Source organism: Streptomyces ureilyticus (genome assembly GCF_011045025.1).
Taxonomy (GTDB): domain Bacteria; phylum Actinomycetota; class Actinomycetes; order Streptomycetales; family Streptomycetaceae; genus Streptomyces; species Streptomyces ureilyticus.
This window is the reverse complement of sequence record NZ_JAAKZX010000024.1, coordinates 51,669-75,367: the sequence shown is the minus strand read 5'-3', so window position 1 is coordinate 75,367 and position 23,699 is coordinate 51,669. Positions and strand designations below refer to the sequence as shown.

Annotated in this window: 16 protein-coding genes and 1 pseudogene; 7 read left to right on the top strand and 10 right to left on the bottom strand. The window is 69.6% G+C overall.

Features of this window, described 5'->3' with window-relative positions; translation table 11 throughout:
• The first annotated feature begins 181 nt into the window (after window positions 1–181).
• Together G6048_RS10835 and G6048_RS10830 are read left to right on the top strand one after the other, a co-directional pair.
• The gene (locus G6048_RS10835; protein ID WP_165339269.1) at window positions 182–2,359 is read left to right on the top strand and encodes a serine/threonine-protein kinase; all 2,178 of its coding nucleotides are present in this window, start codon (window positions 182–184) and stop codon (window positions 2,357–2,359) included.
• Between the two features lie 161 nt (window positions 2,360–2,520).
• Window positions 2,521–4,083, top strand: a complete 1,563-nt coding sequence (locus G6048_RS10830) for a phytoene desaturase family protein (protein ID WP_206341438.1) — start codon at window positions 2,521–2,523, stop codon at window positions 4,081–4,083.
• 46 nt (window positions 4,084–4,129) lie between these two features.
• Here G6048_RS10830 and G6048_RS10825 read toward each other — a convergent pair whose 3' ends face one another.
• Window positions 4,130–5,923, bottom strand: a complete 1,794-nt coding sequence (locus G6048_RS10825) for a serine hydrolase (RefSeq protein WP_165339268.1) — start codon at window positions 5,921–5,923, stop codon at window positions 4,130–4,132.
• A 161-nt stretch (window positions 5,924–6,084) separates the two neighbouring features.
• On the opposite strand from G6048_RS10825, the gene G6048_RS10820 reads away from it, so the two are divergent.
• Both G6048_RS10820 and G6048_RS10815 read left to right on the top strand, forming a co-directional pair.
• Window positions 6,085–7,194 carry an NAD(P)H-dependent flavin oxidoreductase gene (locus G6048_RS10820; RefSeq protein WP_165339267.1) on the top strand — a complete coding sequence of 370 codons (1,110 nt, stop codon included), beginning with the start codon at window positions 6,085–6,087 and terminating at the stop codon, window positions 7,192–7,194.
• Window positions 7,191–8,753 carry an acyl-CoA synthetase gene (locus tag G6048_RS10815; protein WP_165339266.1) on the top strand — a complete coding sequence of 521 codons (1,563 nt, stop codon included), beginning with the start codon at window positions 7,191–7,193 and terminating at the stop codon, window positions 8,751–8,753. Before G6048_RS10820 ends, G6048_RS10815 begins: the two co-directional genes overlap by 4 nt.
• 84 nt (window positions 8,754–8,837) lie before the next feature.
• On the opposite strand, the pseudogene G6048_RS10810 reads toward G6048_RS10815, so the two are convergent.
• From G6048_RS10810 to G6048_RS10775, 8 genes and pseudogenes are all read right to left on the bottom strand, one after another.
• Window positions 8,838–9,002: pseudogene (locus tag G6048_RS10810) on the bottom strand (IS701 family transposase); the annotation flags it as partial.
• Between the two features lie 256 nt (window positions 9,003–9,258).
• The gene (locus G6048_RS10805; RefSeq protein WP_165339265.1) at window positions 9,259–10,518 is read right to left on the bottom strand and encodes an FAD-dependent oxidoreductase; all 1,260 of its coding nucleotides are present in this window, start codon (window positions 10,516–10,518) and stop codon (window positions 9,259–9,261) included.
• A gap of 158 nt (window positions 10,519–10,676) precedes the next feature.
• Window positions 10,677–11,642: a fumarylacetoacetate hydrolase family protein gene (locus G6048_RS10800; RefSeq protein WP_165339264.1), complete on the bottom strand. Its 966-nt coding sequence runs from the start codon at window positions 11,640–11,642 to the stop codon at window positions 10,677–10,679.
• A 94-nt stretch (window positions 11,643–11,736) separates the two neighbouring features.
• Window positions 11,737–12,675, bottom strand: coding sequence for a VOC family protein (locus G6048_RS10795; RefSeq protein ID WP_165339263.1), 939 nt, complete (start codon window positions 12,673–12,675; stop codon window positions 11,737–11,739).
• 33 nt (window positions 12,676–12,708) lie between these two features.
• Window positions 12,709–13,737 (bottom strand): amidohydrolase family protein, encoded by a 1,029-nt coding sequence (locus tag G6048_RS10790; protein WP_165339262.1) that lies wholly within the window; start codon window positions 13,735–13,737, stop codon window positions 12,709–12,711.
• Window positions 13,734–14,873: an FAD-dependent oxidoreductase gene (locus G6048_RS10785; RefSeq protein ID WP_165339261.1), complete on the bottom strand. Its 1,140-nt coding sequence runs from the start codon at window positions 14,871–14,873 to the stop codon at window positions 13,734–13,736. Before G6048_RS10785 ends, G6048_RS10790 begins: the two co-directional genes overlap by 4 nt.
• Window positions 14,874–14,987: 114 nt before the next feature.
• Window positions 14,988–15,959, bottom strand: a complete 972-nt coding sequence (locus G6048_RS10780) for a cyclase family protein (protein ID WP_165339260.1) — start codon at window positions 15,957–15,959, stop codon at window positions 14,988–14,990.
• Window positions 15,956–16,966 carry a fumarylacetoacetate hydrolase family protein gene (locus tag G6048_RS10775; protein WP_165339274.1) on the bottom strand — a complete coding sequence of 337 codons (1,011 nt, stop codon included), beginning with the start codon at window positions 16,964–16,966 and terminating at the stop codon, window positions 15,956–15,958. Before G6048_RS10775 ends, G6048_RS10780 begins: the two co-directional genes overlap by 4 nt.
• Window positions 16,967–17,088: 122 nt before the next feature.
• On the opposite strand from G6048_RS10775, the gene G6048_RS10770 reads away from it, so the two are divergent.
• The 3 genes from G6048_RS10770 to G6048_RS10760 all read left to right on the top strand — a co-directional run bounded on the left by G6048_RS10770 (window position 17,089) and on the right by G6048_RS10760 (window position 22,054).
• Complete coding sequence (locus G6048_RS10770) at window positions 17,089–18,024, top strand: LysR family transcriptional regulator (protein ID WP_165339259.1); 936 nt, start codon at window positions 17,089–17,091, stop codon at window positions 18,022–18,024.
• Between the two features lie 379 nt (window positions 18,025–18,403).
• Complete coding sequence (locus G6048_RS10765) at window positions 18,404–19,936, top strand: acyl-CoA synthetase (protein ID WP_165339258.1); 1,533 nt, start codon at window positions 18,404–18,406, stop codon at window positions 19,934–19,936.
• Window positions 19,937–20,035: 99 nt separating this feature from the next.
• Window positions 20,036–22,054 carry a sulfatase-like hydrolase/transferase gene (locus tag G6048_RS10760; protein WP_165339257.1) on the top strand — a complete coding sequence of 673 codons (2,019 nt, stop codon included), beginning with the start codon at window positions 20,036–20,038 and terminating at the stop codon, window positions 22,052–22,054.
• Window positions 22,055–22,078: 24 nt separating this feature from the next.
• Here G6048_RS10760 and G6048_RS10755 read toward each other — a convergent pair whose 3' ends face one another.
• A complete protein-coding gene (locus G6048_RS10755) occupies window positions 22,079–23,698 on the bottom strand; it encodes an acyl-CoA synthetase (RefSeq protein ID WP_165339256.1) in 1,620 nt (539 codons plus the stop codon).
• Window position 23,699: the final 1 nt, after the last annotated feature.

Sequence of the window (23,699 nt, the reverse complement as noted above, 5' to 3'; positions counted from 1 at the left end):
ATCTCCTCGAACGACACCGGCGGCACCGGCGGCACCGGACGGCCACCGATCCCGCGTACGTCTCCCACCTCATCGGGGAAGAGCCGCGCGGCCAGCGCCTTGCAGTCCGCCCGATACGCAGCCGCAGACCAGGCTGATCCAGGGCCGGTACCGGCTGCTCGACCTGATCGGTCGCGGCGGCATGGGGGAGGTGTGGCGTGCGCGCGACGAGTCGCTGGGCAGACAGGTCGCCGTCAAATGTCTCAAACCACTGGGCCATCATCACGACCAGTCCTTCACCCGGGTCCTGAGGGAACGCTTCCGGCGCGAGGCCCGGGTGGCCGCCGCCCTCCAGCACCGCGGGGTGACCGTCGTCCACGACTTCGGCGAGTCCGACGGCGTGCTCTACCTCGTCATGGAATTGCTGGACGGGCGCAACCTCAGCCAGCTCCTGGAGGACAACAAGCAGCATCCGCTGCCGGTCGCCGACGTCGTGGAGATCGCCGACCAGGTGTCCGCCGCGCTCGCCTACACACACCAACAGGGCATCGTGCACCGCGACTTGAAGCCCGCCAACATCATGCGGCTCACCGACGGCACCGTGAAGATCTGCGACTTCGGCATAGCCCGCCTCGGCCACGACATCGGATTCACCGCCCGCCTCACCGGCACGGGCATCGCGATGGGCACCCCGCACTACATGTCGCCGGAGCAGATCAGCGGCGTGACCGTCGACGAGCGCAGCGACCTCTACTCGTTCGGTTGCGTGCTGTACGAGATCGCCACCGGGGCGCCGCCGTTCGACCTCGACGACGCCTGGGCCGTACTCGTCGGCCACCGCGACACGCCCCCCGAGCCGCCGCGCCGCCACCGCGCCGAACTCCCCGAGTACGTCGAGGAGATCATCCTGGACCTGCTGGCCAAGGAGCCCGAGCAACGCCCGCACGACGCCCGCGAGTTGAGCCACCGGATCAGCGCGGCCCGCACCACACCGGTGTACGTGCCGACCGTGGTGTCGCCTCCTGCGCGCCGTCAGGCGCCGGAGCCGGCCGCCGCTGCTGCTCGCGAACCGCGGCTGCCGTCCTGGACCCGTGGCATGACCACCGGCCACAAGGCGGCAGGCGCGGGGCCGCGGAGCACGCCGCCGGACGCCGCCGCGGGCCTGACCGGCGAGTGGATCGCTCGTACGGACAGCCGCTTCACGCCGGAGCCCGTTCGGGCGGAACGCCCCACCCCTTCACCGGAGTTGATCAGCACCCTCACCGGCCGGCACAACGCGGGTCTGAGCCTCGGCCGCCTCGGCCGCTGGGCGGAGGCGGGCGAGGTGCACCGCGCCGTCGCCGCCGAACGCGAGCACGCGCTCGGGCCCGACCACCCCGACACCCTCGCCAGCCGGTACGAGGTCGCCTTCACCCTCAGCCGCACCGGGCGCCCCGCCGACGCGTTGCGCGAGTACACGCGCGTGGCCGAGTCCAGGGAGCGGGTGCTCGGGTCCGACCACCCGGACACCCTGGCCGCGCGGCAGGAAATGGCATACGTATTGGGGCAGTTGGGCCGCCACTTCGAGGCGCACCAGGTGTACACGTCGGTGCTGGCCGCCCGGGAGCGCGCCATGGGACCCGACCATCCCGACACCCTGCGTTGCCGCCACAACCTCGCCTTCAACCTCAGCAGGCTGGGGCGCCTGGAGGACTCGTACCGCATGGCCCTGGACGTGGCCGCGGCCCGCGCACGGGTGCTCGGCCCGAACCATCCCGACACCCTGGTCACCCGGTTCGAAGTCGCCTACGCCCTCGGCCAGTTGGGCCGCTGGCCGGAAGCGCTCCAGACCTACCAGGAGGTCGCCGAGTCCCGGGCGGGCGCCCTCGGGCCCGACCACCCAGACACGCTCGCCGCCCGCTACGAGGTCGGCATCAGCCTCGGCCGGCTCGGCCGCAGCGCCCAGGCGCTGACGCTGTACCGCGACCTGGTCGACGGACGCACCCGCGTCCACGGCCCGGCCCACCCCGAGACGCTGCGCGCCCGGCACGGCCTCTGCGTCAACCTCGGCCGGCTCGGCCGCTGGGAGGAGGCCCTCGCCGAGTCCCGCGACGTGTGGGCCATCCGTGAGTGCGTCCTCGGCTCCGACCACCCGGACACCCTGGTCAGCCGACGCGAGGTCGCCGTCGGCCTCGGCTGGCTCGGGCGCTGGGCGGACGCGCTCGTTGAGTACCGCCGTGTCGCCACGGCCCGCGAGCAGGTCCTTGGCGCGGACCACCCCGACGCGCTCGCCAGCCGCAATGACGAGGCGCACTGTCTGGAGCAGCTGGGGCGGGGGGCGGAGGCGGTGGAGTTGTATCGGCGGGTGGCTGCGCGACGCGCTCCGCGGGAGGCGCAGTAGGAATCTGCGGGTTGCCTCCGGCGGTTGTGCGGGTGCGGGTGCGGGTTCGTGGTGGCTGGTGAGCGTGGTGGCGGACGGTCTGGGGAAAGGAACCGCCCGGGCGCACCGCCGCCTGCTACGTATCTCTGGCCGACCTAGATCACCGCGTGTTACGAAGAGGCATGCCTGCACTCAAGGGACACGAGGAATTCGACGCCGTGATCGTCGGCGGAGGCCACAACGGTCTGGTCGCCGCCGCCTACCTGGCCCGCGCGGGAAAGTCCGTCCTGCTCCTGGAACGGCTGGGAAACACCGGCGGCGCCGCCGTGTCCAGCCGCCCGTTCGCCGGGCTCGACGCACGCCTGTCCCGGTACTCGTACCTGGTCAGCCTCCTGCCCCGGAAGATCGTGCGGGATCTCGGCCTCGACTTCCGGGTGCGCGGCCGCACAGTGTCGTCGTACACGCCCGCCGAGCGCGACGGACGGCCGACCGGACTCCTCGTCGGCGGCGGCGAACGGCGCACCCGAGAGGCCTTCGCGCGACTGACGGGCTCGGACCGCGAGTACAAGGCCTGGCAGCGCTTCTACGCCATGACCGGCCGCGTAGCCAAGCAAGTGTTCCCCACCCTCACTGAACCCCTCCCGACACGCGACGAACTCAGCCGCCGCGTCGACGACACGGAGGCCTGGCGGGCACTCTTCGAGGAGCCGCTCGGCGCGGTCGTCGAGGAGACCTTCGCCGACGATCTCGTACGCGGCGTCGTGCTCACCGACGCTCTCATCGGCACCTTCGCCGATGCCCACGACCCTTCCCTGCGGCAGAACCGCTGCTTCCTCTACCACGTGATCGGTGGCGGCACCGGCGACTGGGACGTACCGGTCGGCGGCATGGGCGCCCTCACCGACGCGCTGGCCGGAGCCGCTCGCGCCGCGGGCGCCGTCATCGCGACCGGGCACGACGTCGTCCGGGTCGAGAGCGACGGACTCGCGGCCGAGGTGACGTACCGGACCGAGGACGGGGAAGGAGTCGTCGCGGCCCGGCACGTCCTGGTGAACGCCTCGCCGCAGGAACTCGCGAGCCTCACCGGAGCGGAGCCGCCCGCCCCCGCCGAGGGCGCCCAGCTCAAGGTGAACATGCTGCTCAAGCGACTGCCGAGGCTCCGCGACCCCTCCGTAGATCCCCGCGAGGCATTCTCCGGGACGTTCCACATCGCCGAGGGATACGAGCAGTTGGCGACCGCACACGCACAGGCCGCGTCCGGCGAGCTGCCCGCCGCCCCGCCCTCCGAGATCTACTGCCACTCCCTGACAGACCCCACGATCCTGGGCCCCGATCTGGTCCGGCAGGGCTACCAGACGCTCACCCTCTTCGGCCTGCACACACCGGCCCGGCTCTTCGCCCACGACAACGACGCCGTACGAGAGGAACTTCTCAAGTCGACCCTCGCCCAACTCGACGCCCACCTGGCCGAACCCCTCGTCGACTGCCTGGCCAAGGACGCGGACGGCCAGCCCTGTATCGAGGCGAAGACCCCCCTCGACCTGGAACGCGACCTGAGGCTGCCCGGCGGCAACATCTTCCACCGCGACCTCGCCTTCCCCTACGCCCAGGAGGGCACCGGCCGCTGGGGCGTGGAAACCCGGCACGCGAACATCCTGCTGTGCGGCGCGGGCGCCGTGCGGGGCGGCGGGGTGAGCGGGGTGCCGGGGCACAACGCGGCGATGGCGGTGCTGGAGGAGGGGTAGGGCGGGGATAGCCCCGGTCGCCGGTCGGTTGCTGGTCAGTTGTCGGTCAGTCGCCGGTCGGCGTCCAGCCCTCCGCCTTGATCCGTGCCGCGTCCGACGGCCTGCTCTCGTCGAAGACGACGCGATCGCCGTTCTCGACGCGCAGACTGTCTACGTACGCGCCGCGGCCGACGTAGCGCTCGTCCGTCGTGTACCGCCACCGCAGCAGGACCTGTGGGGCCGCGGCAAGGTCCGCGGTCAGCCGGTGCCAGATCCGGCCCGACCAGCCGGTCACCGAACCGGCGGGATGATCCTCTGCCTCCCCGTCGTGGCGCCGCGTCGTGAACGGGACCGGCTGCCACGTCGTGCCGCCGTCCGCCGAGGACTCCAGGAACAGGGCGTCCGACCGCGGTTCGGTGTCCCACCACAGGGCGCAGCGCAGCTGCCCGCCGGCGGGGACGGCGAGCGCGGGGAGCGTCAGCGTCGCGGACGTCTCGGTGGCCATGCCGGAGAACCAGGCCGTCCGTCCTCGCGCGGGCCGTACCGGGACGGCCCGCGCCAGATTGTTCGCGGCGGCGACCCGGGGAGCGGAGCCGGATCGCCAACTGCGTACGGGGTGAACGGAGTTGCCGAGCACGATCAGAAAGGAGTCGGTCGTCGGATCGAGGACCATCGACGTGCCGGTGAAACCGGTGTGGCCCGCGGTGCGCGGGGTGGCCATCGCGCCCATGTACCAGTGCTGGTAGAGCTCGAAGCCGAGGCCGTGCTCGTCGCCGGGGAACGCCGTGTTGAAGTCGGTGAACATCAGCTCCACCGACTCGGGCTCCAGGATCCGGGCCTTGCCGTACGAGCCGCCGTTGAGGAGCGTACGGCCGAGGACCGCGAGGTCCCACGCGGTGGAGAAGACGCCCGCGTGGCCCGCCACCCCGCCCAGGCTGTACGCGTTCTCGTCGTGCACCTCGCCCCACACCAGGCCGCGATCGATGCCGGACCAGGGCTTGCGGGCGTCCTCCGTGGCGGCGATCTTCGGCTTCCAGGAGGCGGGTGGGTTGTAGCGAGTGCGGTGCATCCGGAGTGGAGCGGTGATCTCGTTTCGGAGCAGTGCGTCCAGAGGGTGACCGGTGATCTGCTCCAGGACCAGTTGGAGCGAGATCAGGTTGAGGTCCGAGTAGAGGTACGCGGTGCCCGGCGGGGTGATCGGCGCCTCGTTCCAGATGAGTTGGAGCTTCTCCTCGTACGTCGGCGCGTTGTAGAGCGGGATCCAGGCACGGAACCCGGAGGTGTGCGTGAGCAGCTGACGGATCGTGATGTCCTGCTTGCCCGCACGCCCGAAATCCGGCAGGTACGAGGCGACCTTCCCCTCCAGCTCCAGAGCGCCCCGCTCGATCTGCTGCACGGCCAGGATCGATGTGAACAGCTTCGAGACCGAGGCGAGGTCGAAGACCGTGTCCTCGGCCATCGGGATCTGCTGCCCGGCGGGGAACTCCACGCCGGTGTCCGTCTTCTCGTCGTACGCGGAGTAGCGCACCGCCTTGCCGATCGGCTGATGCAGGGCGACCGTGCCTCCGCGTCCGGCGAGTAACACGGCACCCGCGTACCAGGGGTACTTGGGGGAGGGGGCGAGGAACTTCTCCGCGTCCGTGACAAGTTGGCGCAGATGGCCGGCGATCAGGCCCGCGCGCTCGGGGGTTCCGGGCCGCAGGGTGGGCCGGCCGTGGTCGGGCGCGGCCGAGGCGGGGCCCGCGGGGAAGGGAACGAAGGCCAGTGCGCCGCCCAACGCCAGGGATTTCCCAATGAGTTGGCGACGGGTCGGTCCGCCGCTGCTCGCTCCGCCCGCTCTGTCCTCTGCGCCTTCGGTCATCGAGAAGCCTCCCGTAGCGAATCGTGCGGCCCACTGCTGGAAGTATCTTGCCCCGCTCGAGAGAGGACTGACGCACCTCTCAGAAGTCCGACGCCCACAAAATCTGACGCTGCATCAGAAAAGGTCTTCCCTCGTCCGGAGGACTGCGGCATCCTGCGGCCATGCAGACGGAGCTGAGCAAGAAACTGGGAGTCGAGCACGCCATTTTCGGCTTCACGCCGTTCCCCGCCGTCGCCGCGGCCATCAGCCGGGCCGGCGGTTTCGGCGTGCTCGGCGCGGTCCGCTATACCGCCCCGGACGACCTCAAACGCGACCTCGACTGGGTCGAGAAACACGTCGACGGCATGCCGTACGGCCTGGATGTCGTCATGCCCGCCAAGAAGATCGAAGGCGTCACCGAGGCCGACGTCGAGGCGATGATCCCCGAGGCGCACCGGCAGTACGTGAAGGACACCCTGGCCAAGTACGGCGTGCCGGAGCTCGCCGAGGGCGAGGCCTCCGGTTGGCGTATCACCGGCTGGATGGAGCAGGTGGCCCGCAACCAGCTCGACGTCGCCTTCGACTATCCGATCAAGTTGCTGGCCAACGCGCTCGGTTCACCGCCCGCCGATGTCATCGCGCGCGCTCACGACCAGGGGGTGCTGGTTGCCGCGCTCGCGGGCAGCGCCCGGCATGCCGGCAAGCACGCGGAGGCGGGCATCGACATCGTCGTCGCCCAGGGCTACGAGGCCGGCGGCCACACTGGTGAGATCGCTTCGATGGTGCTCACGCCCGAAGTCGTGGACGCCGTCGATCCGTTGCCCGTACTGGCGGCAGGCGGCATCGGCAGCGGACAGCAGGTCGCCGCCGCGCTCGCACTCGGCGCCCAAGGGGTGTGGCTCGGCTCGCTGTGGCTGACCACCACCGAGGCCGACATGCACTCGCCTGCCGTGACCCGCAAACTGCTCGCCGCCGGGTCCGGCGACACGGTCCGCTCACGTGCGCTGACCGGGAAACCCGCACGGCAGCTGCGTACCGAATGGACCGACGCCTGGGACGACCCGAACGGGCCCGGAACGCTCCCCATGCCGCTCCAGGGCCTGCTCGTCGCCGAGGCAGTCTCGCGGATCCAGAAGTACGAGGTGGAGCCGCTGCTCGGCACACCCGTCGGGCAGATCGTCGGCCGGATGAACAGCGAGCGCAGTGTCCAGGCCGTCTTCGACGACCTCACCCGCGGCTTCGAGCGGGCCGTCGACCGAATCAACCGGATCGCTGGAAGGAGCGAGGAGTGACCCAAGCCCCCCAGGCTTCCGCCAACGGCTTCTGGGCCCAGGCAGCCGCAGACCCCGAGCGTACGGTCCTGATCGCCCCCGACGGGGAGAAGTGGACCGCCGGACGGCTGCACGCCGAGACCAACCGCCTCGTCCACGGGCTGCGTGCCGCCGGGCTCGAACGCGGCGACGCCTTCGCGGTCGTGCTGCCCAACAGTGTCGAGTTCTTCACCGCGTACCTCGCCGCCGCGCAGGCGGGCTTCTACCTCGTCCCCGTCAACCACCACCTCGTCGGCCCCGAGATCGCCTGGATCGTCTCCGACTCCGGGGCCAAGGTGCTCATCGCACACGAGCGGTTCGCCGACGCGGCACGGCACGCGGCCGACGAGGCGAAGCTGCCCCAGGAGCGGCGGTACGCCGTCGGTGCCGTCGAGGGCTTCCGGCCGTACGCCCAACTCACCGACGGACAGCCCGAGTCGGCGCCCGGCGACCGCACCCTCGGCTGGGTCATGAACTACACCTCCGGCACCACGGGCCGCCCGCGAGGCATCCGGCGCCCCCTGTCCGGCAAGCTCCCCGAAGAGGCGTATCTCGGCGGTTTCCTCGGCATCTTCGGGATCAAGCCGTTCGACGACAACGTGCACCTCGTCTGCTCGCCGCTCTACCACACGGCCGTGCTCCAGTTCGCGGGCGCATCCCTGCACATCGGCCACCGGCTCGTCCTGATGGACAAGTGGACGCCCGAGGAGATGCTCCGCCTCATCGACGCCCACCGGTGCACGCATACGCACATGGTCCCGACCCAGTTCCACCGCCTGCTGGCACTGCCGGATGACGTACGGGCCCGCTATGACGTCTCCTCCATGCGGCATGCCATCCATGGCGCCGCACCCTGCCCCGACCATGTGAAACGGGCCATGATCGACTGGTGGGGCAACTGCGTCGAGGAGTACTACGCGGCCAGCGAGGGCGGCGGAGCCTTCGCGACCGCCGAGGACTGGCTGAAGAAGCCGGGCACGGTCGGCAAGCCCTGGCCCATCAGCGAACTCGCCGTCTTCGACGACGACGGGAACAAGCTGCCGCCCGGTGAACTCGGCACCGTCTACATGAAGATGAGCACGGGGGGATTCTCGTACCACAAGGACGAGACCAAGACGAAGAAGAACCGCATCGGCGACTTCTTCACCGTCGGTGACCTCGGCTATCTCGACGAGGACGGCTATCTCTTCCTCCGCGACCGCAAGATCGACCTGATCATCTCGGGCGGCGTCAACATCTACCCGGCCGAAATCGAGTCCGCGCTGCTCACCCACCCCGCCGTAGCCGACGCCGCCGCGTTCGGCATCCCGCACGACGACTGGGGTGAGCAGGTCAAGGCCGTCGTCGAACCCGCCCCCGGCTTCACACCGGGCGAGGCGCTGGCCGCCGAGATCCTCGGCCACTGCGAACGCCAACTGGCCGGCTACAAACGGCCCAAGAGCGTCGACTTCATCGAGACGATGCCACGCGACCCGAACGGGAAGCTGTACAAGCGACGGCTTCGAGAGCCGTATTGGGAGGGGCATGCGCGGCCCGTCTAGTAGGACTCCGTTAGGTCTGTCTCGATCTTGAGTGCCGACGGGGTAGGGGCTGATGGCAGGTGGTGCAGATGCCGGTCCAGCAATTCAACAGGTCTTGGATGGCGTCGAGGATCTGGTAGAGGGTGAGGCCGGTGTGTCGGCTTCTGGGGCCAGGCGCTGTTCGGTAAGGAACGCGTGGGCGGCGGTGACCAGGGTCGCGTGGTGGTGCCAGCCGTTGAAGGAGCGTCCTTCGAAGTGGTCCAGGCCCAGCCGGGCTTGAGTTCCCTGGCCGTACTGCTCGACCGGGCGATGGACACCCTGGAGCCCCGGGGAAGGCAAGGGGACGGACCGCCTGACGTGGTGGTGTCGGATCCCAACGATGCGTTGACCGATGGTCGCGGAGCGTAGGAGGTGCTGTTCTCGACTTCCTGATGAACGCTTGGCGTTCTGTGCCGGGGCGTGCGTCGGTCGGCCTGCTGTTCTGGGACAACGGCCGTCCCGGCCGGGCGCGGCTCCGCCGCGCGGTTCAGGAAGCGGTGCCGTGTGGCTCGCCGAGGCCGAGGAGTGCGGTGAAGCGGGCTTCGGCCCGGTCGATCTCACTGAGCTGAGTGAGGATCGAGCGGGGGGTGGAGTCACCGACCACCTTCTGCATCAGGGGGGTGCGGTCCAGGACCGCGTCCCGGATCGGTTGCAGAGCGCGCGGCGCGTGATGGAAGACCTGCCCGAGGACATAGGCCTGCTGGGACTGCCGGGCGGTGTGCGGCTTGCGGGGGGCTTCGAAGGCGTCGAGTGCCTGGTGGACAGCGGCGTAGTCGCTCAGGTCCACCCCGGCCAGGTGGCGGCCGATGAAGTAGCCGTCCTCGGTGGCCATACCGGCGCCGTACCCCGCGTACGGGGACGTGGGATGAGCGGCGTCGCCGACGAGAGTGGCGCGGCCCTTGGACCACTGCTTCAGCGGCTTGCGGTCGCGGATCACCCAGTGCTGAACGTGCGCGGAGTCGGTCGCGGCGATCAGCTGGGGGAGCGGACGGGCGAAGGCCTGGCCGAGGCTGGTCGCGGTCGAGTGCAGGTCCCCGGTGAATTCCCGGCTTGCCTCGAACGCTTCGAGCAACCACCACTGGTGGCCGTCACGTCCCTTGTCGCGGATGGCGGTCCAGCTGCCCTGCACCGTGCGGGTGTGGGAGAGGACGCACATCCCGGGCTCGGTCTCGACGCTCTCGTCGAAGGTGTAGCCGCCGAAGATGTGCAGGTTGTGCTCGCGCTTGGGGCTGTCGCCCCACAGCGTGCGGCGGACCAGGGAATCGATGCCGTCCGCGCCGATCACGAGGTCCGCCTCGTGGACTCGTCCGTCCGCGAGGTGCAGTCGAACTCCGCTCTCGTCCTGCTCGACGCGCTCCACCGTGTGCTTGACCTGCAGGACTCCCTTGGGCAGCGCGTCGAGCAGCCGCTCGTACAGCTCGGGGCGCAGCAGGCCGATGAAGCCGCCGCCGTAGTCGCGGACAACCTGCTCCGGAAGGGCCGCGCGGACCCGGCGGCGGCCGCGGGCGTTGCGGAACTCGGCCGTACACGGCGCACCCAGGTCCTCGGTGTTCACGCCGAGCAGCCCGAGTGCCTTGATGGGTGGCGGCCACAGGTTGAGGATGTTGCCGGCGGGTCTGGCGTGCGGGTAGCGCTCGAACAGCACGACGTCGTGGCCGGCCTGGTGGACGGAGAGAGCGGCGGCCATGCCACCGGGCCCTGCGCCGATGACGGCGACGCGGCCGCACTTGGCGGGAAGCTTCTTCATGGTGGGCTCCTCAGTCCTGGTCGTCCTGGAACCTGGTGGACGTCACATCGGTGGCGGTTACGGTCGCTCCGCTCGGGCCGACGCCTCGACCGTGACCCGCCGCGCTGCGGCCCCGGTGACGACGACCTTGCCGTTCAGCCTGCTCTCCGCCGCGCGGTTCACGGGCGCGTTCGCGGGCGCGTACGGGCGCGAGGGACGGCCACCGGTTCGGCACCGGGTACCACGGTGTTGGAGACGCTGCCGATGCCCTCGACGGTGAGGGTGACGGTGTCGCCGGGCTTGAGCGGCGGCGGGTCCTGGCGGCCGCGTACGCCCCATAGTTCGGCGAGGCAGCCGCCGTTGCCGCAGGTGCCGGAGCCGAGTACGTCGCCGGGGCGTACCCGGGTGCCGCGGGAGGCGTAGGCGGTCATGTCCTCGAAGGTCCAGCTCATGTTGGACAGCAGGTCCTTGCCGACGACCTCGCCGTTGATCTCGGCGGTCAGCGCCAGGCGCAGGAAGCCGTCGCTGTCGCGGTAGGGCTCCAGTTCGTCGGCGGTGACGAGGTGGGGGCCGAGGGTGGTGGCGGTGTCCTTGCCCTTGCAGGGGCCGAGGCTGACCTGCATCTCGCGTGACTGGAGGTCGCGGGCGGACCAGTCGTTGTAGAGGGTGTAGCCGATGATGTGGTCGCGGGCCTGCTCGGGGGTGAGGTCGCGGCCTTCGCGGCCGATGACCGCGGCGACTTCGAGTTCGAAGTCCAGTGCCTGGCTACCGGGCGGCACGGGGACGTCGTCGTGAGCGCCGATGACGGCGTAGGGGTTGGTGAAGTAGAAGGTGGGTGCGTCGTACCAGGCGTCCGGGGCGCCCGAGATTCCGTCGATGTTTCGCCGTACGCCCTCGACGTGCTCCTCGAACGTGATGAAGTCGCGTACGGACGGCGGTTGGAGCGGCGGCAGCAGTCGCACCTGGGAGACGTGCGGGCCGCGCGGCACGTCCAGGCTTGCGTTGCCCGCCTCGCGCAGTGCCTCGGGACCTGCCTGGATCAGGTCGAGAAGCGTCCCCGTGCCGGGGCAGGGGTAGAGGGTGCCGTCGTCCTCGACGGTGGCGAGACGGCTGCGGCCGTGCTGTTCGTACGTGGCGAAACGCATGGCATTCCTAGGGAGCTGGGTGGGTTGACTCAGGCCGGGGGCGCGGCGGCCTGGCAGGGCGGGGGGAGTGCGCCGAGCCCCCGGTGTCATGGGGTCAGACCGGCGGAGCGACGAAGACGCCGCGGTCGACGTCGTTGAGCATTTCCTTGGCGACCATCTCGTTCATCGGGTTGGACGTGCCCCACTGGTCGGCGTTCTCTGGCTTCGTCAGGTCGTAGATGTGCGGGTGCCAGGTGTCCTCGTCCAGCTTTTCCAGCTCGGTGGTGTACTCCACGGTGTTGCCGTGCGGGTCGAGGAAGTACGTGAAGGTGTTGTCGCCCGCCATGTGCCGCCCGGGGCCCCAGATCTTGCGGGCGCCGGAGCGCATCACGCGGCCGGAGCCGCGCATGTACTCGTCGATGCCGCGCATCTCGAAGGAGAGGTGCTGCAGGGAGGTGTGCGGACCGCTGGCGATGGCCATGGAGTGGTGCTGGCTGCTGATCCGCATGAAGTGCATGACCTCGCCCATGTGCGGCAAGGCCATCGTGTCGGACAGCCGGAAGTCGAGGTGACGCTCGTACCAGGCGCGGGTGGCGTTGATGTCGGGGGAGTTCAGGACGACGTGCGAGAGACGGACCGGGATGGACTCCTTCTCCTCGATACGACGGTGCCGGCGCGCCTCGACGTCGGCCGAGACCTCGATGGTGCGGCCGTCGATGTCGAAGCAGCGGAAGCCGTAGCCGCCGCCGGGGGTGTCGACCTTGCCCGGCTGGGAGATCAACTGCACTCCACCCGCGAGGAGTTGCTCGGCGAGCGTGTCCACGTCGGCGGGGTTCGCCGCGCCGTACGAGATGAGGTCGAGGCGCTTCTCCTCGGCCTTGCGGAGCCGGACGATGTACTGCTCGGGGGAGCCCTCGGCGGCCAGGAAGGAGATGCCGGAGTCTTCGGCGACCTTGGTCAGGCCCCAGACGCCGGCGTAGAAGTCGAGCTGCTTGTCATAGTCCGGCACGGCCAGGTCGACGTGCCGCAGGTGGGTGAGCAGACGTGCGCTCATGGTGGGGGTTCTCCTTTTTGCGCTTCAGATGGTTCAGACAAGGCGGAGCAGCGCTGCCGCGTTGCCGCCGCGTACGGCGTGGAAGTGGGGGGCGGGCAGGTCCGTGACGTCGCGCAGCGCGCCGAGGGGGTCGTCGGTGCCCATGTCGAAGGGGAAGTCGGAGCCGAGCAGCACCCGGTCGGGGCCGGCCACCCGGATCAGCTCGCGCAGGACGTCCGGGTCGTGGACAAGGGAGTCGAAGTACAGCTGCTTGAGGTAGCTGCTGGGCGGGCGGGCGCAGCCGCGCGTGTCGGTGCGGGCGCGCCAGGCGTGGTCGGAGCGGCCGATGTGCGTGGGCAGATAGCCGCCGCCGTGGGCGGCGACGATGCGCAACCCCGGGTGCCTGTCCAGGACTCCGGAGAAGATCAGATGGGACAGGGCGACGGCGTTCTCGGTCGGCTGGCCGACGGTGTTGGACAGGTACCACCGGTTGAGGCGCTCGTCGAGCGTGCATCCGAAGGGGTGCAGGAAGAGGATCGCGCCGGTTTCCTCGGCCCGTGTCCAGAACGGTGCGTATGCGGGGTCCGACAGTTCGCGTCCCGGCGCGTGGCTCGAGATCTCGACACCGCGCAGGCCCAGGCCGAGGGCGTGTTCGAGGGCTTCGACGGCGAGGCCCGGGTGCTGGAGCGGGACGAGGCCGAGGCCGTGCAGCCGCTGCGGGGCCTGGGCGACGTGCGCGGCGGTGCCCTCGTTGGCCAGTTCCCACACCGTACGGGCCAGGTCCTCTTCGGCCCAGTAGTGGTAGTGCGACGGAGAGGGCGAGACCAGCTGGACGTCGACCCCGGAGGCGTCCATCGCGGCGAGCCGCGCCTTGACGTCGGTCAGCCTCGGGAAGCGGTCCCGGAACATCGGGCTGCTGACGGCGATGGCCTCGGGGCCGCTGCGGCGGGCGTCGAGATCGCGGGCCGCGGCCAGCCCGGGGTGTCCGGCGACGGCGTCCTCGACCTGAGGGAGCAGGACGTGCGCGTGGACGTCGATCGTGGGTGCGCTGTTCTGGGAACTCACGGGGTTCACGGAGTTCATGGGGTCTCCTTCAGGGCGGACATCGTGCGGCCCATCAGACCGGGTGCGTCGGCGTCACGGACGCCGTCCAGCTGCCACTGACCGAGTTGCACGGATGCTTCGACCACCATGCGGACACGGTCGATCCGGCGTTCGTAGAAGCCGGTCAGCAGGGCGTCGAGGGAACTCCAGTCCTGCTCCTCGCTGAGCATCTCGGCCAGTACGGAGGCGTCCTCCAGCGACATGGCCGCGCCCTGGGCGAGCGTGGGGGGACAGACGTGGGCCGCGTCACCGATCAGGACGACCCGGCCGCGGTGCCAGGAGCCCTCGACGAGCAGCCGCTCGAACCAGGTGTAGTTGACCTCGGCCGGGTCGGTGATGCTCGCGGCGATCTCCGGCCACGCACCCCCGTAGGGCGCGGCCAGCCGCCGCATCTCGTCCGCGTACGAGGCCGGGTCGATGGAGGCGCGGTCGCGGTTGGCCTCGACGAGGTAGGCGTAGATGGTGTTCTTGCTGGTGGGGCAGTAGCCGGCGATGTAGCAGGTTCCGCCGTAGGCCAGGTTCATGCGCTCCACGCTCTCGGGGCGGGGCACGGGGACGCGCCAGATGGCCATGCCGGTCGGTTCGGGTTTGTCGCTGATGCCGATCATCGCGCGCGTGTGGGAGCCGACGCCGTCGGCGGCGATGACAAGGTCGTAGCGGCCCTCGGTGCCGTCGCTGAACCGGGCGGTGACGCCGGACGCGTCCTGGACCAGTTCCTCGGCGGTGGTGCCCAGGCGTACCGTCGCGCCGCTCTCGAGAACGGCCTCACACAGAATCTCCTGGAGCTGGGGCCGCTGCATGCCGAAGATCGGCGGCAGGTCGTCCCCACCGGTGCGGATGTCCTGCTGGACATGGAACACGCTCCCGTCGGGCGCGGCCAGGCCGACGGCGTCAACGGCGTAGCCGCTCTCCCGGACCTTGTCCCATACGCCTACTTCGCGTAGCACGCGCAGCGCGTTGCCCTGGAGGGTGATGCCGGAGCCGAGCACGTTCCAGTCGCGCTTGGCCTCGATCAGTTCCACGGGGATGCCCGCCCGCCGCAGCAGCACGGTCACGGCGTTGCCGGACGCGCCGCCGCCTATGACGAGGACGGTGCGGGGACGGGGGTCGTTCATGGGTTCTCCCTGAGATGGTGCCGCGCGACTTCGAGCGGCAGAGGGGGTGTTGCGGGCCGGGCGGGCGAGGGTGGCGTAGCCGTCCGGGCGCGGCTCGCCCGGCCGTCCAGGGCGTTACTTGACGGCGATGGGATTCACCGGTGAGCCGACGGAGCCGGTGATGGGCAGTGGCGCGGCGGTGAGCCAGAACTCGTACCGGCCGTCGGCGGCGCAATGTGTGGCGAGGGCGTCGAGGTCCCACATCTCACCGATGAGCAGGCCGATGTGGGGGATGGCGACCTGGTGCAGCGGCTGGAAGGCGTGGTCGAACTCGTTGGGCCGGACCTCGAAGCCCCAGGTGTCGGTGGCGATCCCGGCGATCTCGCTCCGGTGCAGCCAGCCGGCCGTGCTGAAGCTCAGCCCCGGCGCCGGCCCGCCCGCGTAGTCGCCCCAGTCTTCGTGGCGGGCGCGGGCCAGCCGCCCGGTGCGCACGAGGACCAGGTCGCCACGACCGACGGTCACGCCATGCGAGGCGGCGGTCGCGGTCAGGTGCTCCTCGGTGATGGCGAAGCCGTCGGGCAGTTCGCCGTCCTGGCCGATGACCAGGCCCACGTCGAGGAGGACGCCCCGCCCGGCGACGTGCGGTGCCATGTGCTCGATGCCGGTGACCAGGTCGCCTTCGGAGGTGACGACCTTCTCCGCCGGGCGGCCGTTCCACGCCTTGGCGTGATCGAAGATGTGCCCGAGCCCGTCCCATTGGGTGGAGCACTGCAGGGGCATGGCGATCACGTCGTCGGCGCCACCGAAACCGTGCGGAAAGCCCTGGCCGCCCAGAGCGGCGTCGGTGCCGGTGGCGAGCATCGTGTGCACCGGGTTCGTACGCCGCCGCCAGCCTTTCTGCGGGCCGTCCATGTCGAAGCTCTGTGACAAGGAGAAGCTGACGCCGTCACGGATCAGGGCCGCGCCCTCGCGGCGCTTGGCCTCGTCGAGGAAGTTGAGCGTGCCGAGCACGTCGTCCTCGCCCCAGCGGCCCCAGTTCGAGCAGGCCTTCGCGGCCTCGGCGATCGCCGCCTCGGGATCCGTACGGTCGATACGGCCGGCGCTCATCGGGCCTCCTCCGCGACACAGCGGGTGCGCTGGGCGCCGAGCCCGGTGACTGAGCCGTCCATCACGTCGCCGTCGCGCAGCAGCCGGCCCCAGTGGATGCCGTTGCCGGCCGGGCTGCCGGTCAGAACCAGGTCGCCGGGGAGCAGTCGGGCGGTCTGGGAGATGTATGAGATCAACCGTGCGACGCCGAAGACCATGTCGTTGGTGGACTCGTCCTGCATGGTCTCGCCGTTGAGTTTCAGGGTGACCTGCAGGTCGGAGGGGTCGGCGATGGAGCCGGCCGGGACGATCCACGGGCCGAGCGGGGTGAAGCCGGGGGCGTTCTTGCTGCGCAGCCAGTCGGTGCCGATCGGGGGCATGTCTTGGCGGAAGACGCTCGCGCGGTCGGTGAGGTCGTTGGCGATGGTGTAGCCCGCGACGTACTCCAGCGCCTCATCCACGGTGACCCGGTAGGCGGGGCGGGAGATCACCGCGGCCACCTCCAGCTCCCAGTCGGGCTTCTGGGCCCAGGCGGGCAGCACCACGTCGTCGTAGGGACCGCTGATCGTGGTCGGCAGGCCGATGAAGACGTACGGGAGGTCCTCGGCGGCCCGCTTGTCCATGACCGCCGCGACCTCGGCGCGGGCCTCCTCGACGGTGCCCGGGGCGTCCGGGGCGCGGTGTGCGACCGCCAGGTCGATCACGTGCTGCCGGTAGTTGGCGCCGGACTGGAAGATCTGCCGGGGCGCGACGGGCGCGTGCGCCGTCATCTCCGCCAGCAGCCGCCAGTCGAGCGTCGGGTCCCCGGCGAGGGTGTGCAGGCGTGGCAGCTCCTCGTCCCAGCGCTCCAGGAGCGCGAGAGTGGTCAACGCGGGTTCGTCCAGTGCCGTGCGCAGATCGAGCGCTCGGCCGTCCGGCGTCACGAGGCTCGGGAACCTGGCCTCGCCCGGTGCCGACAGGGTGCCGATGGCGAACGGTCCGGAAAAGGGGGTGAAGGGAGCCGACGCGGCTGCGGATGTCACGGAGATGTCCTCCCGATTGCGGTGCCACTAATCTGGCCCGTAGATTGCAATCAGGGAAATCGATTTCCTGGATATAAGAATCCAGCCGGTGAATACCGATGGTGCCGGCTCCGGAATTGGGACGCTTCGTGAACTTGGCCAGCCTGGACCTCAACCTCGTCGTTGCCCTGCGCGCCCTCCTGCAAGAGCGCAACGTCACCAGGGCCGGCCAGCGCATCGGGCTCAGTCAACCCGCGATGAGCGCGGCACTGGCCCGGCTGCGCCGCCACTTCGACGACGACCTGCTCGCCCGGGTGGGCGGAGGATACGAACTGACCGCCCTCGGGCAGGCCCTCCTCGACCGAACCACCACCGCATGCGACCTGCTGGAGCGCGTCTTCGCCAGTCAGGCCGAATTCAACCCCTCCCGCGAGGAACACGAGTTCACGCTGATCGCTTCGGACTACGCGGTTGCCGTATTCGGCACCGAACTCGCCCGCACCATCCAAGCCGAGGCACCAGGAATCCGGCTCAGGTTCAAACAGGTACCGAACGAAATCATCGACAGCACCGGGTCGCTGCTCAGCACCGTGGACGGGCTACTGCTGCCCCACGGCATCATTCGCGGCTTCCCCACGGTCGAGCTCTACCAGGACACCTGGGTCTTCCTCGTCGCCGACGACAACCCCGAGGTCGGCGAACACCTCACCCTCGACGACCTGGCCCGACTGCCATGGGTGACGTACCAACGAGCCTACGACGCCCCCGCCGCCCGCCAGATTGCCACGCTCGGCATCGAGCCGCGCGTGGCGGTCTCCGTCGACAGTTTCCAGCTGATGCCACTCCTGGTCGCGGGCACCCGCCGGGTAGCTCTCCTTCAGAGGCGTCTCGCCGACGAGTTGGACGGACTCGTACACGTCCGCATCATGGAACCGCCCTATGACGCCGTGCCGATCCAGCAGGCCTTGTGGTGGCATCCGGTCCACATGCACGACGCGGCGCACATGTGGCTGCGGGAGACGATGGCCCGGGTCGCCGAGATGATGGAGGCCGGGCGGCCCATGATCTCCAGTCCGTCGAGTTGAGGATGGCTGGGCCCTGCGAGGGCGAAGACACTGCCGTACTCCGCCGCTGCCCTGTGACTGCCGACGAGTGGGAGCCCTGGCGCGACGCCCGCGGGCTGTCGGGGTCTTGCCCTGGCATCACGGCCCATCACGAAGTCAGCGGCAGGGACGGCTGTTCAACGGTGGATGCACGACTCCACGGTCGACATCGCCGCGATTGCCGAGACGTTCACGCGGATGCTGGTGCCGGTGGCCGACTCGAGGCAGGATGCCAAGTCGGTTGACTGACCGGGTTCGACCAGATGCAGGGACGGAGCCCGGCACTCGCAGGGGCGCTGTCAACTTATCGAGTGCGTCGTCGGGTGAAGGTGTGCCGGGGCAGTGGGACGAAGGAGCGGGCATGGCGGAGGCGGCGGGACCCAACGTGACGGTCGACGGGGTGCTGCGGCGCAGTGCCGGCCGCACCCCGGCCCGCGTCGCGGTCCACTACGGCGAACGGACCTGGACCTACGAGGAGCTGGACGATGCCGTCTCCCGTGCCGCCCAGGTGCTGCGTGATACGGGGCTCGCCGCCGGCGACCGGGTCGGCGCCTACGGTCACAACTCGGACGCGTACCTGATCGGATTCCTGGCCTGCGCGCGGGCCGGTCTGGTGCACGTACCGGTCAACCAGAACCTGACCGGTGACGACCTCGCGTACATCGTCGGCCAGTCCGGCAGCACGCTGGTCATGGCCGACCCGGACCTCGCCGGTCAACTGCCCGACGGCGTACGGGTGTTGCCGCTGCGGGATGCCGACGACTCGCTGCTCGCGCGGCTGGCCTCGACGCCGCCGTACGACGGTGATGAGCCGCGTACCGAGGACCTGGTGCAGTTGCTCTACACCTCGGGCACCACGGCCGCGCCGAAGGGCGCGATGATGACGCACCGCTCCCTGGTGCACGAGTACCTGAGCGCGATCGCCGCCCTCGACCTGAGCGCCGGCGACCTGCCCGTGCACTCGCTGCCGCTCTACCACTCGGCGCAGATGCATGTGTTCCTGCTGCCGTATCTCGCGGTCGGCGCCCGGAACACCATCCTCGACGCGCCCGACGCCGAGCAGATCTTCGACCTGATTGAGACCGGACGCGCGGACAGCCTGTTCGCCCCGCCCACCGTGTGGATCGGGCTGTCGAACCGCCCCGACTTCGCCACCCGCGACCTGAGCGGGCTGCGCAAGGCCTACTACGGCGCGTCGATCATGCCCGTGCCCGTACTGGAACGCCTGAAGGAGCGGTTGCCGAAGCTGGCCTTCTTCAACTGCTTCGGGCAGAGCGAGATCGGGCCGCTGGCCATGGTGCTCGGGCCGCACGAGCACAAGGGACGGATGGATTCCTGCGGGCGTCCGGTCCTGTTCGTGGAGGCGCGGCTCGTGGACGAGTCCGGCAAGGACGTGCCCGACGGGGAGCGGGGCGAGATCGTCTATCGCTCACCGCAACTGTGCGAGGGCTACTGGGACAAGCCCGAGGAGACGGCCGCGGCCTTCCGTGACGGCTGGTTCCACTCCGGGGACCTCGCCGTGCGCGACGCCCACGGGTACTTCACCGTGGTCGACCGGGTGAAGGACGTGATCAACTCCGGTGGCGTTCTGGTCGCTTCACGGCAGGTCGAGGACGTGCTCTACACGCATGACGCGGTGGCCGAGGTCGCGGTGATCGGGCTGCCGGACGAGCGCTGGATCGAGGCCGTGACCGCGGTGGTCGTCCGCCGGGGCGAGGTGACGGAGGAGGAGCTTCTCGCCTACGCCCGTGAGAAGCTCGCCGGTTTCAAGGCGCCGAAGCGAGTCCTGTTCGTGGACGAGTTGCCGCGCAACGCGAGCGGCAAGATCCTCAAGCGCGAGCTGCGAGACCGGTTCCGTGACGAGACCGCCCGAACCATCGCCCCAGGTGATTGAACGGTCGAGACCGACGAGCCGTACACATTTCGGCGGACCCGACCACCCGGGCCCGGTTCGCCGTGCCACCAGCGGGAAACGCAAGGAAGGACCTCCGGGTTGTCGAGCACCACGAACTCACCTCAGCTGTCGGACACGGACCGGACAACCCCGGACAAGGACGAGACGCCGGAGGTTCCTCCTTCGGCGGAAACGCCTGATGACGTCGTTGCCGAGGCCTCTGGCGAGGACAGTGCGGCCGACGAAAGCCCGGCCGCCTCGAAGATCACCGCTGAGGTCGCAGCCGAACCGGCTGAACCCATCGAGGCCGACACCGAAGAGAAAGCCCCCGCTGAATGCGCCGAACCAGCTGAAGCCGCCACCGACGAGAAGGCCCCCGCGAGCGACGCCGAAGCCCCTGAGGAAGCTCCGGCCGACGCGACTCCCGATGCCCCGTCCGACGCCCCGGAAGAACCCGCCACCCCCCGCCGCTGGCGCGACAGAAACCCGATCGCCGCACGCTACGTCGGCTGGACGATCACGGCCCTCTCCCTCGGCCTCGTGTGCTTCGCGCTCCTCATGCCGACCTCGATGGAAGCCTTCCGGCCAGGAATTTTCGTACGCATCCCCGTGGAGGCGATCCTCGGCGCCGGCGTCCTGATCTTCCTGCCGCGCAAACCACGGATGGTCGCGGCCACCCTCGCCGGTCTGGGCCTCGGCGTGCTGACCGTGCTGAACCTCCTCGACATCGGCTTCAACATGTTCCTCGGCCGAGGATTCAACGTGGTCCTCGACTGGGTCCTGTTCGACGACACGAAGGCCTATCTCGAGGATTCGATGGGCAGCGCCGGCACGATCGCCGCCGTCATCGGGGTCGTCGTACTCATCATCGTCCTGCTCGCCGTGATGACCCTGGCGGTGCTCCGGGTGAGCAATGTCCTGGCCCGCGACCGCGACAAGGCCACCCGTACCACCGTGCTGATCGGAACCGCCTGGGTCACCTGCGCGGCTCTCGGCCTCCAGCTCGCCGGCACGCCGCTCGCCGCCAGAAGCACGTTCGCCCTGGTCGAGGACCGTGCGAAGCGGGTGCGCGCCACCATCAAGGACGAGGCGGCGTTCGCCAAGGAGGCCAAGAAGGACAAGTTCGGCAACACGCCGGGCGACCAGTTGCTCACCGATCTGCGCGGCAAGGACGTCATCTTCACCTTCATCGAGAGCTACGGCCGCAGCGCGATCGAGGACGATGACATAGCCCCCGGAGTCAACGCGACCCTCACCGCCAAGAACGAGGAACTGACCAAGGCCGGGTTCGCCGCCAAGAGCGGCTGGCTCAAGTCGTCGACCTACGGCGGCAACAGCTGGCTCGGCCACTCCACGTTCCTGTCAGGCCTGTGGATCAACAACCAGAACCGCTACCGCGTCGTCACCGCCGGCGAGCACCTGACCCTCACCGGTGCCTTCCAGCGCACCGGCGACTGGCGGACGGTGGGCGTCATGCCGGGCGTCCAGAAGAACTGGCCGGAGGGCAAGTTCTACGGCCTCGACCAGGTCTACGACTCCCGGGAACTCGGCTACAAGGGCCCCAAGTTCAGCTGGTCGACGATGCCCGACCAGTACGCCCTGAAGGCCTTCGAGCAGCTGGAGCACGGCAAGAAGCAGGACAAGCCGCTGATGTCGCAGATCATCCTGACGTCCAGCCACCAGCCCTGGGCGCCCCTGCCCGAGACGGTTCCCTGGGACCAGGTCGGCGACGGCTCCGTCTACAAGGACATCCAGAAGGCCGGCAAGAAGCCCGGGGACGTCTTCTACGACTCCGAGAAGGCGAAGGAGGAGTACGGCAAGTCCATCCAGTACTCCGTGACCAGCCTGATCGACTACGTGACGAAGTACGGCAGCAAGGACACCGTGCTCGTCTTCCTCGGCGACCACCAGCCGATGGCCAAGGTCAGCGGCAGCAAGGCCAGCCGGGACGTGCCGATCTCGATCGTGGCCCAGGACAAGTCCGTACTGAGCAAGATCGACGACTGGAACTGGACGGACGGCCTCAAGCCCGACACGGATGCCCCGGTCTGGCGGATGGACTCCTTCCGCGACCGCTTCCTGACCGCGTACGGCTCACAGCCCAATCCCTCCAAATAGGCCCTCCAAGCAGCGACCGGAGGCTCAGCGGTTCGCCTCCACCGCCACGTTCCGTGCCCACCGGTAGTCCGCCTTGCCGCTCGGGGAGCGTTGGATGGAGGCGGTGACCACCAGTTGGCGGGGGATCTTGTAGCCGGCGAGGCGGGCGCGGCAGTGGGTCTGGATGTCGTCCAGGGACACGGGCTTCGCGCCGTCGCGCAGTTGCACGACCGCCGCCACGTGGTTGCCCCACTTCTCGTCGGGGACTCCGGCCACCAGAGCGTCGTACACGTCCGGATGGGCTTTGAGGGCCTGCTCGACCTCCTCCGGATAGACCTTCTCGCCGCCGGTGTTGATGCACTGGGAGCCGCGGCCGAGGACGGTGACGATGCCCTCTTCGTCGACGGTCGCCATGTCGCCGAGGAGGACCCAGCGCTCGCCGTCCTTCTGGAAGAAGGTCTCGGCGGTTTTCTTGGGGTCGTTGTAGTAGCCGAGCGGGACGTGTCCGCGCTGTGCGACGCGGCCCGGTTCGCCGACCGCGACCGGCTCGTACGTCGCCGGGTCCACCACCTGCGTACAGGAGTTGACGCGCACCCTGAAGCCCTTGTCCGGGCCGGAGTCCTCGGTCGCCGTGCCGTTGAAGCCGGACTCCGAGGAACCGAAGTTGTTGAGCAGCATCACGTTCGGCATGAGCGCCTGGAACTGTTCGCGCACCGTGTCCGACATGATCGCGCCGGAGGACGAGACGCTGAACATGGACGAGCAGTCGGTCCCCTTCATGGGGCCGTTGAGGGCGTCGATCAGCGGTCGCAGCATCGCGTCGCCGACCAGCGACATGCTGGTGACCTTCTCCTTCTCGATGGTGCGCAGCACTTCCTCGGGTACGAACTTGCGGTGGATCACCACGCGTTGGCCGAAGTTGAAGCCGATGAAGGCGGTGAGGGTCGACGTGCCGTGCATCAGCGGGGCGGCGGGGAGGAAGGTGATTCCGTCTCCGCCGGCCGCGACCCGCTCGGCCAGTTCCTCGGCCTTCTTGACCGGCTCTCCGGTCGGGGCGCCGCCGCCCAGGCCCGAGAAGAAGAGGTCCTCCTGACGCCACATCACGCCCTTGGGCATGCCGGTCGTGCCGCCGGTGTAGATGATGAACTGGTCGTCGGCCGAACGTGGCGCGAAGCCCCGCTCGGCGGACGCGGAGGCCTCGGCCTTGGTGAAGTCCACCGCGGACAGCGGCGGAGCGTCCGGCGCGGGGGGCCCCACCCGTACCAGATGCCGCAGCTTCTCCGCCCGCGGCAGCGCCCCCGCCACCCGCTCGGTGAACTCCGCGTCGAAGACCAGGGCCACCAGATCCGCGTCACGGTAGAGGTAGACCAACTCCTCTTCCACGTAGCGGTAGTTGACGTTGACCGGCACGATCCGTGCCTTCAGGCAGCCGAGCACGGTCTGCAGATATTCGACGCTGTTGTAGAGGTGCAGCCCGAGATGCTCACCGGGGCGTACACCGTTGTCGATCAGGTGGTGCGCGATGCGGTTGGCCGCCGCGTCCAGTTCGGCGTACGTGAGGCGGCGCTCCGCTCCCGTGCCGGGGTGGTCGATGTACACGAGCGCCTCGCGGTCGGGCACCACGTCGACGATCGACTCGAACAGGTCGGCAAGGTTGTACTCCACC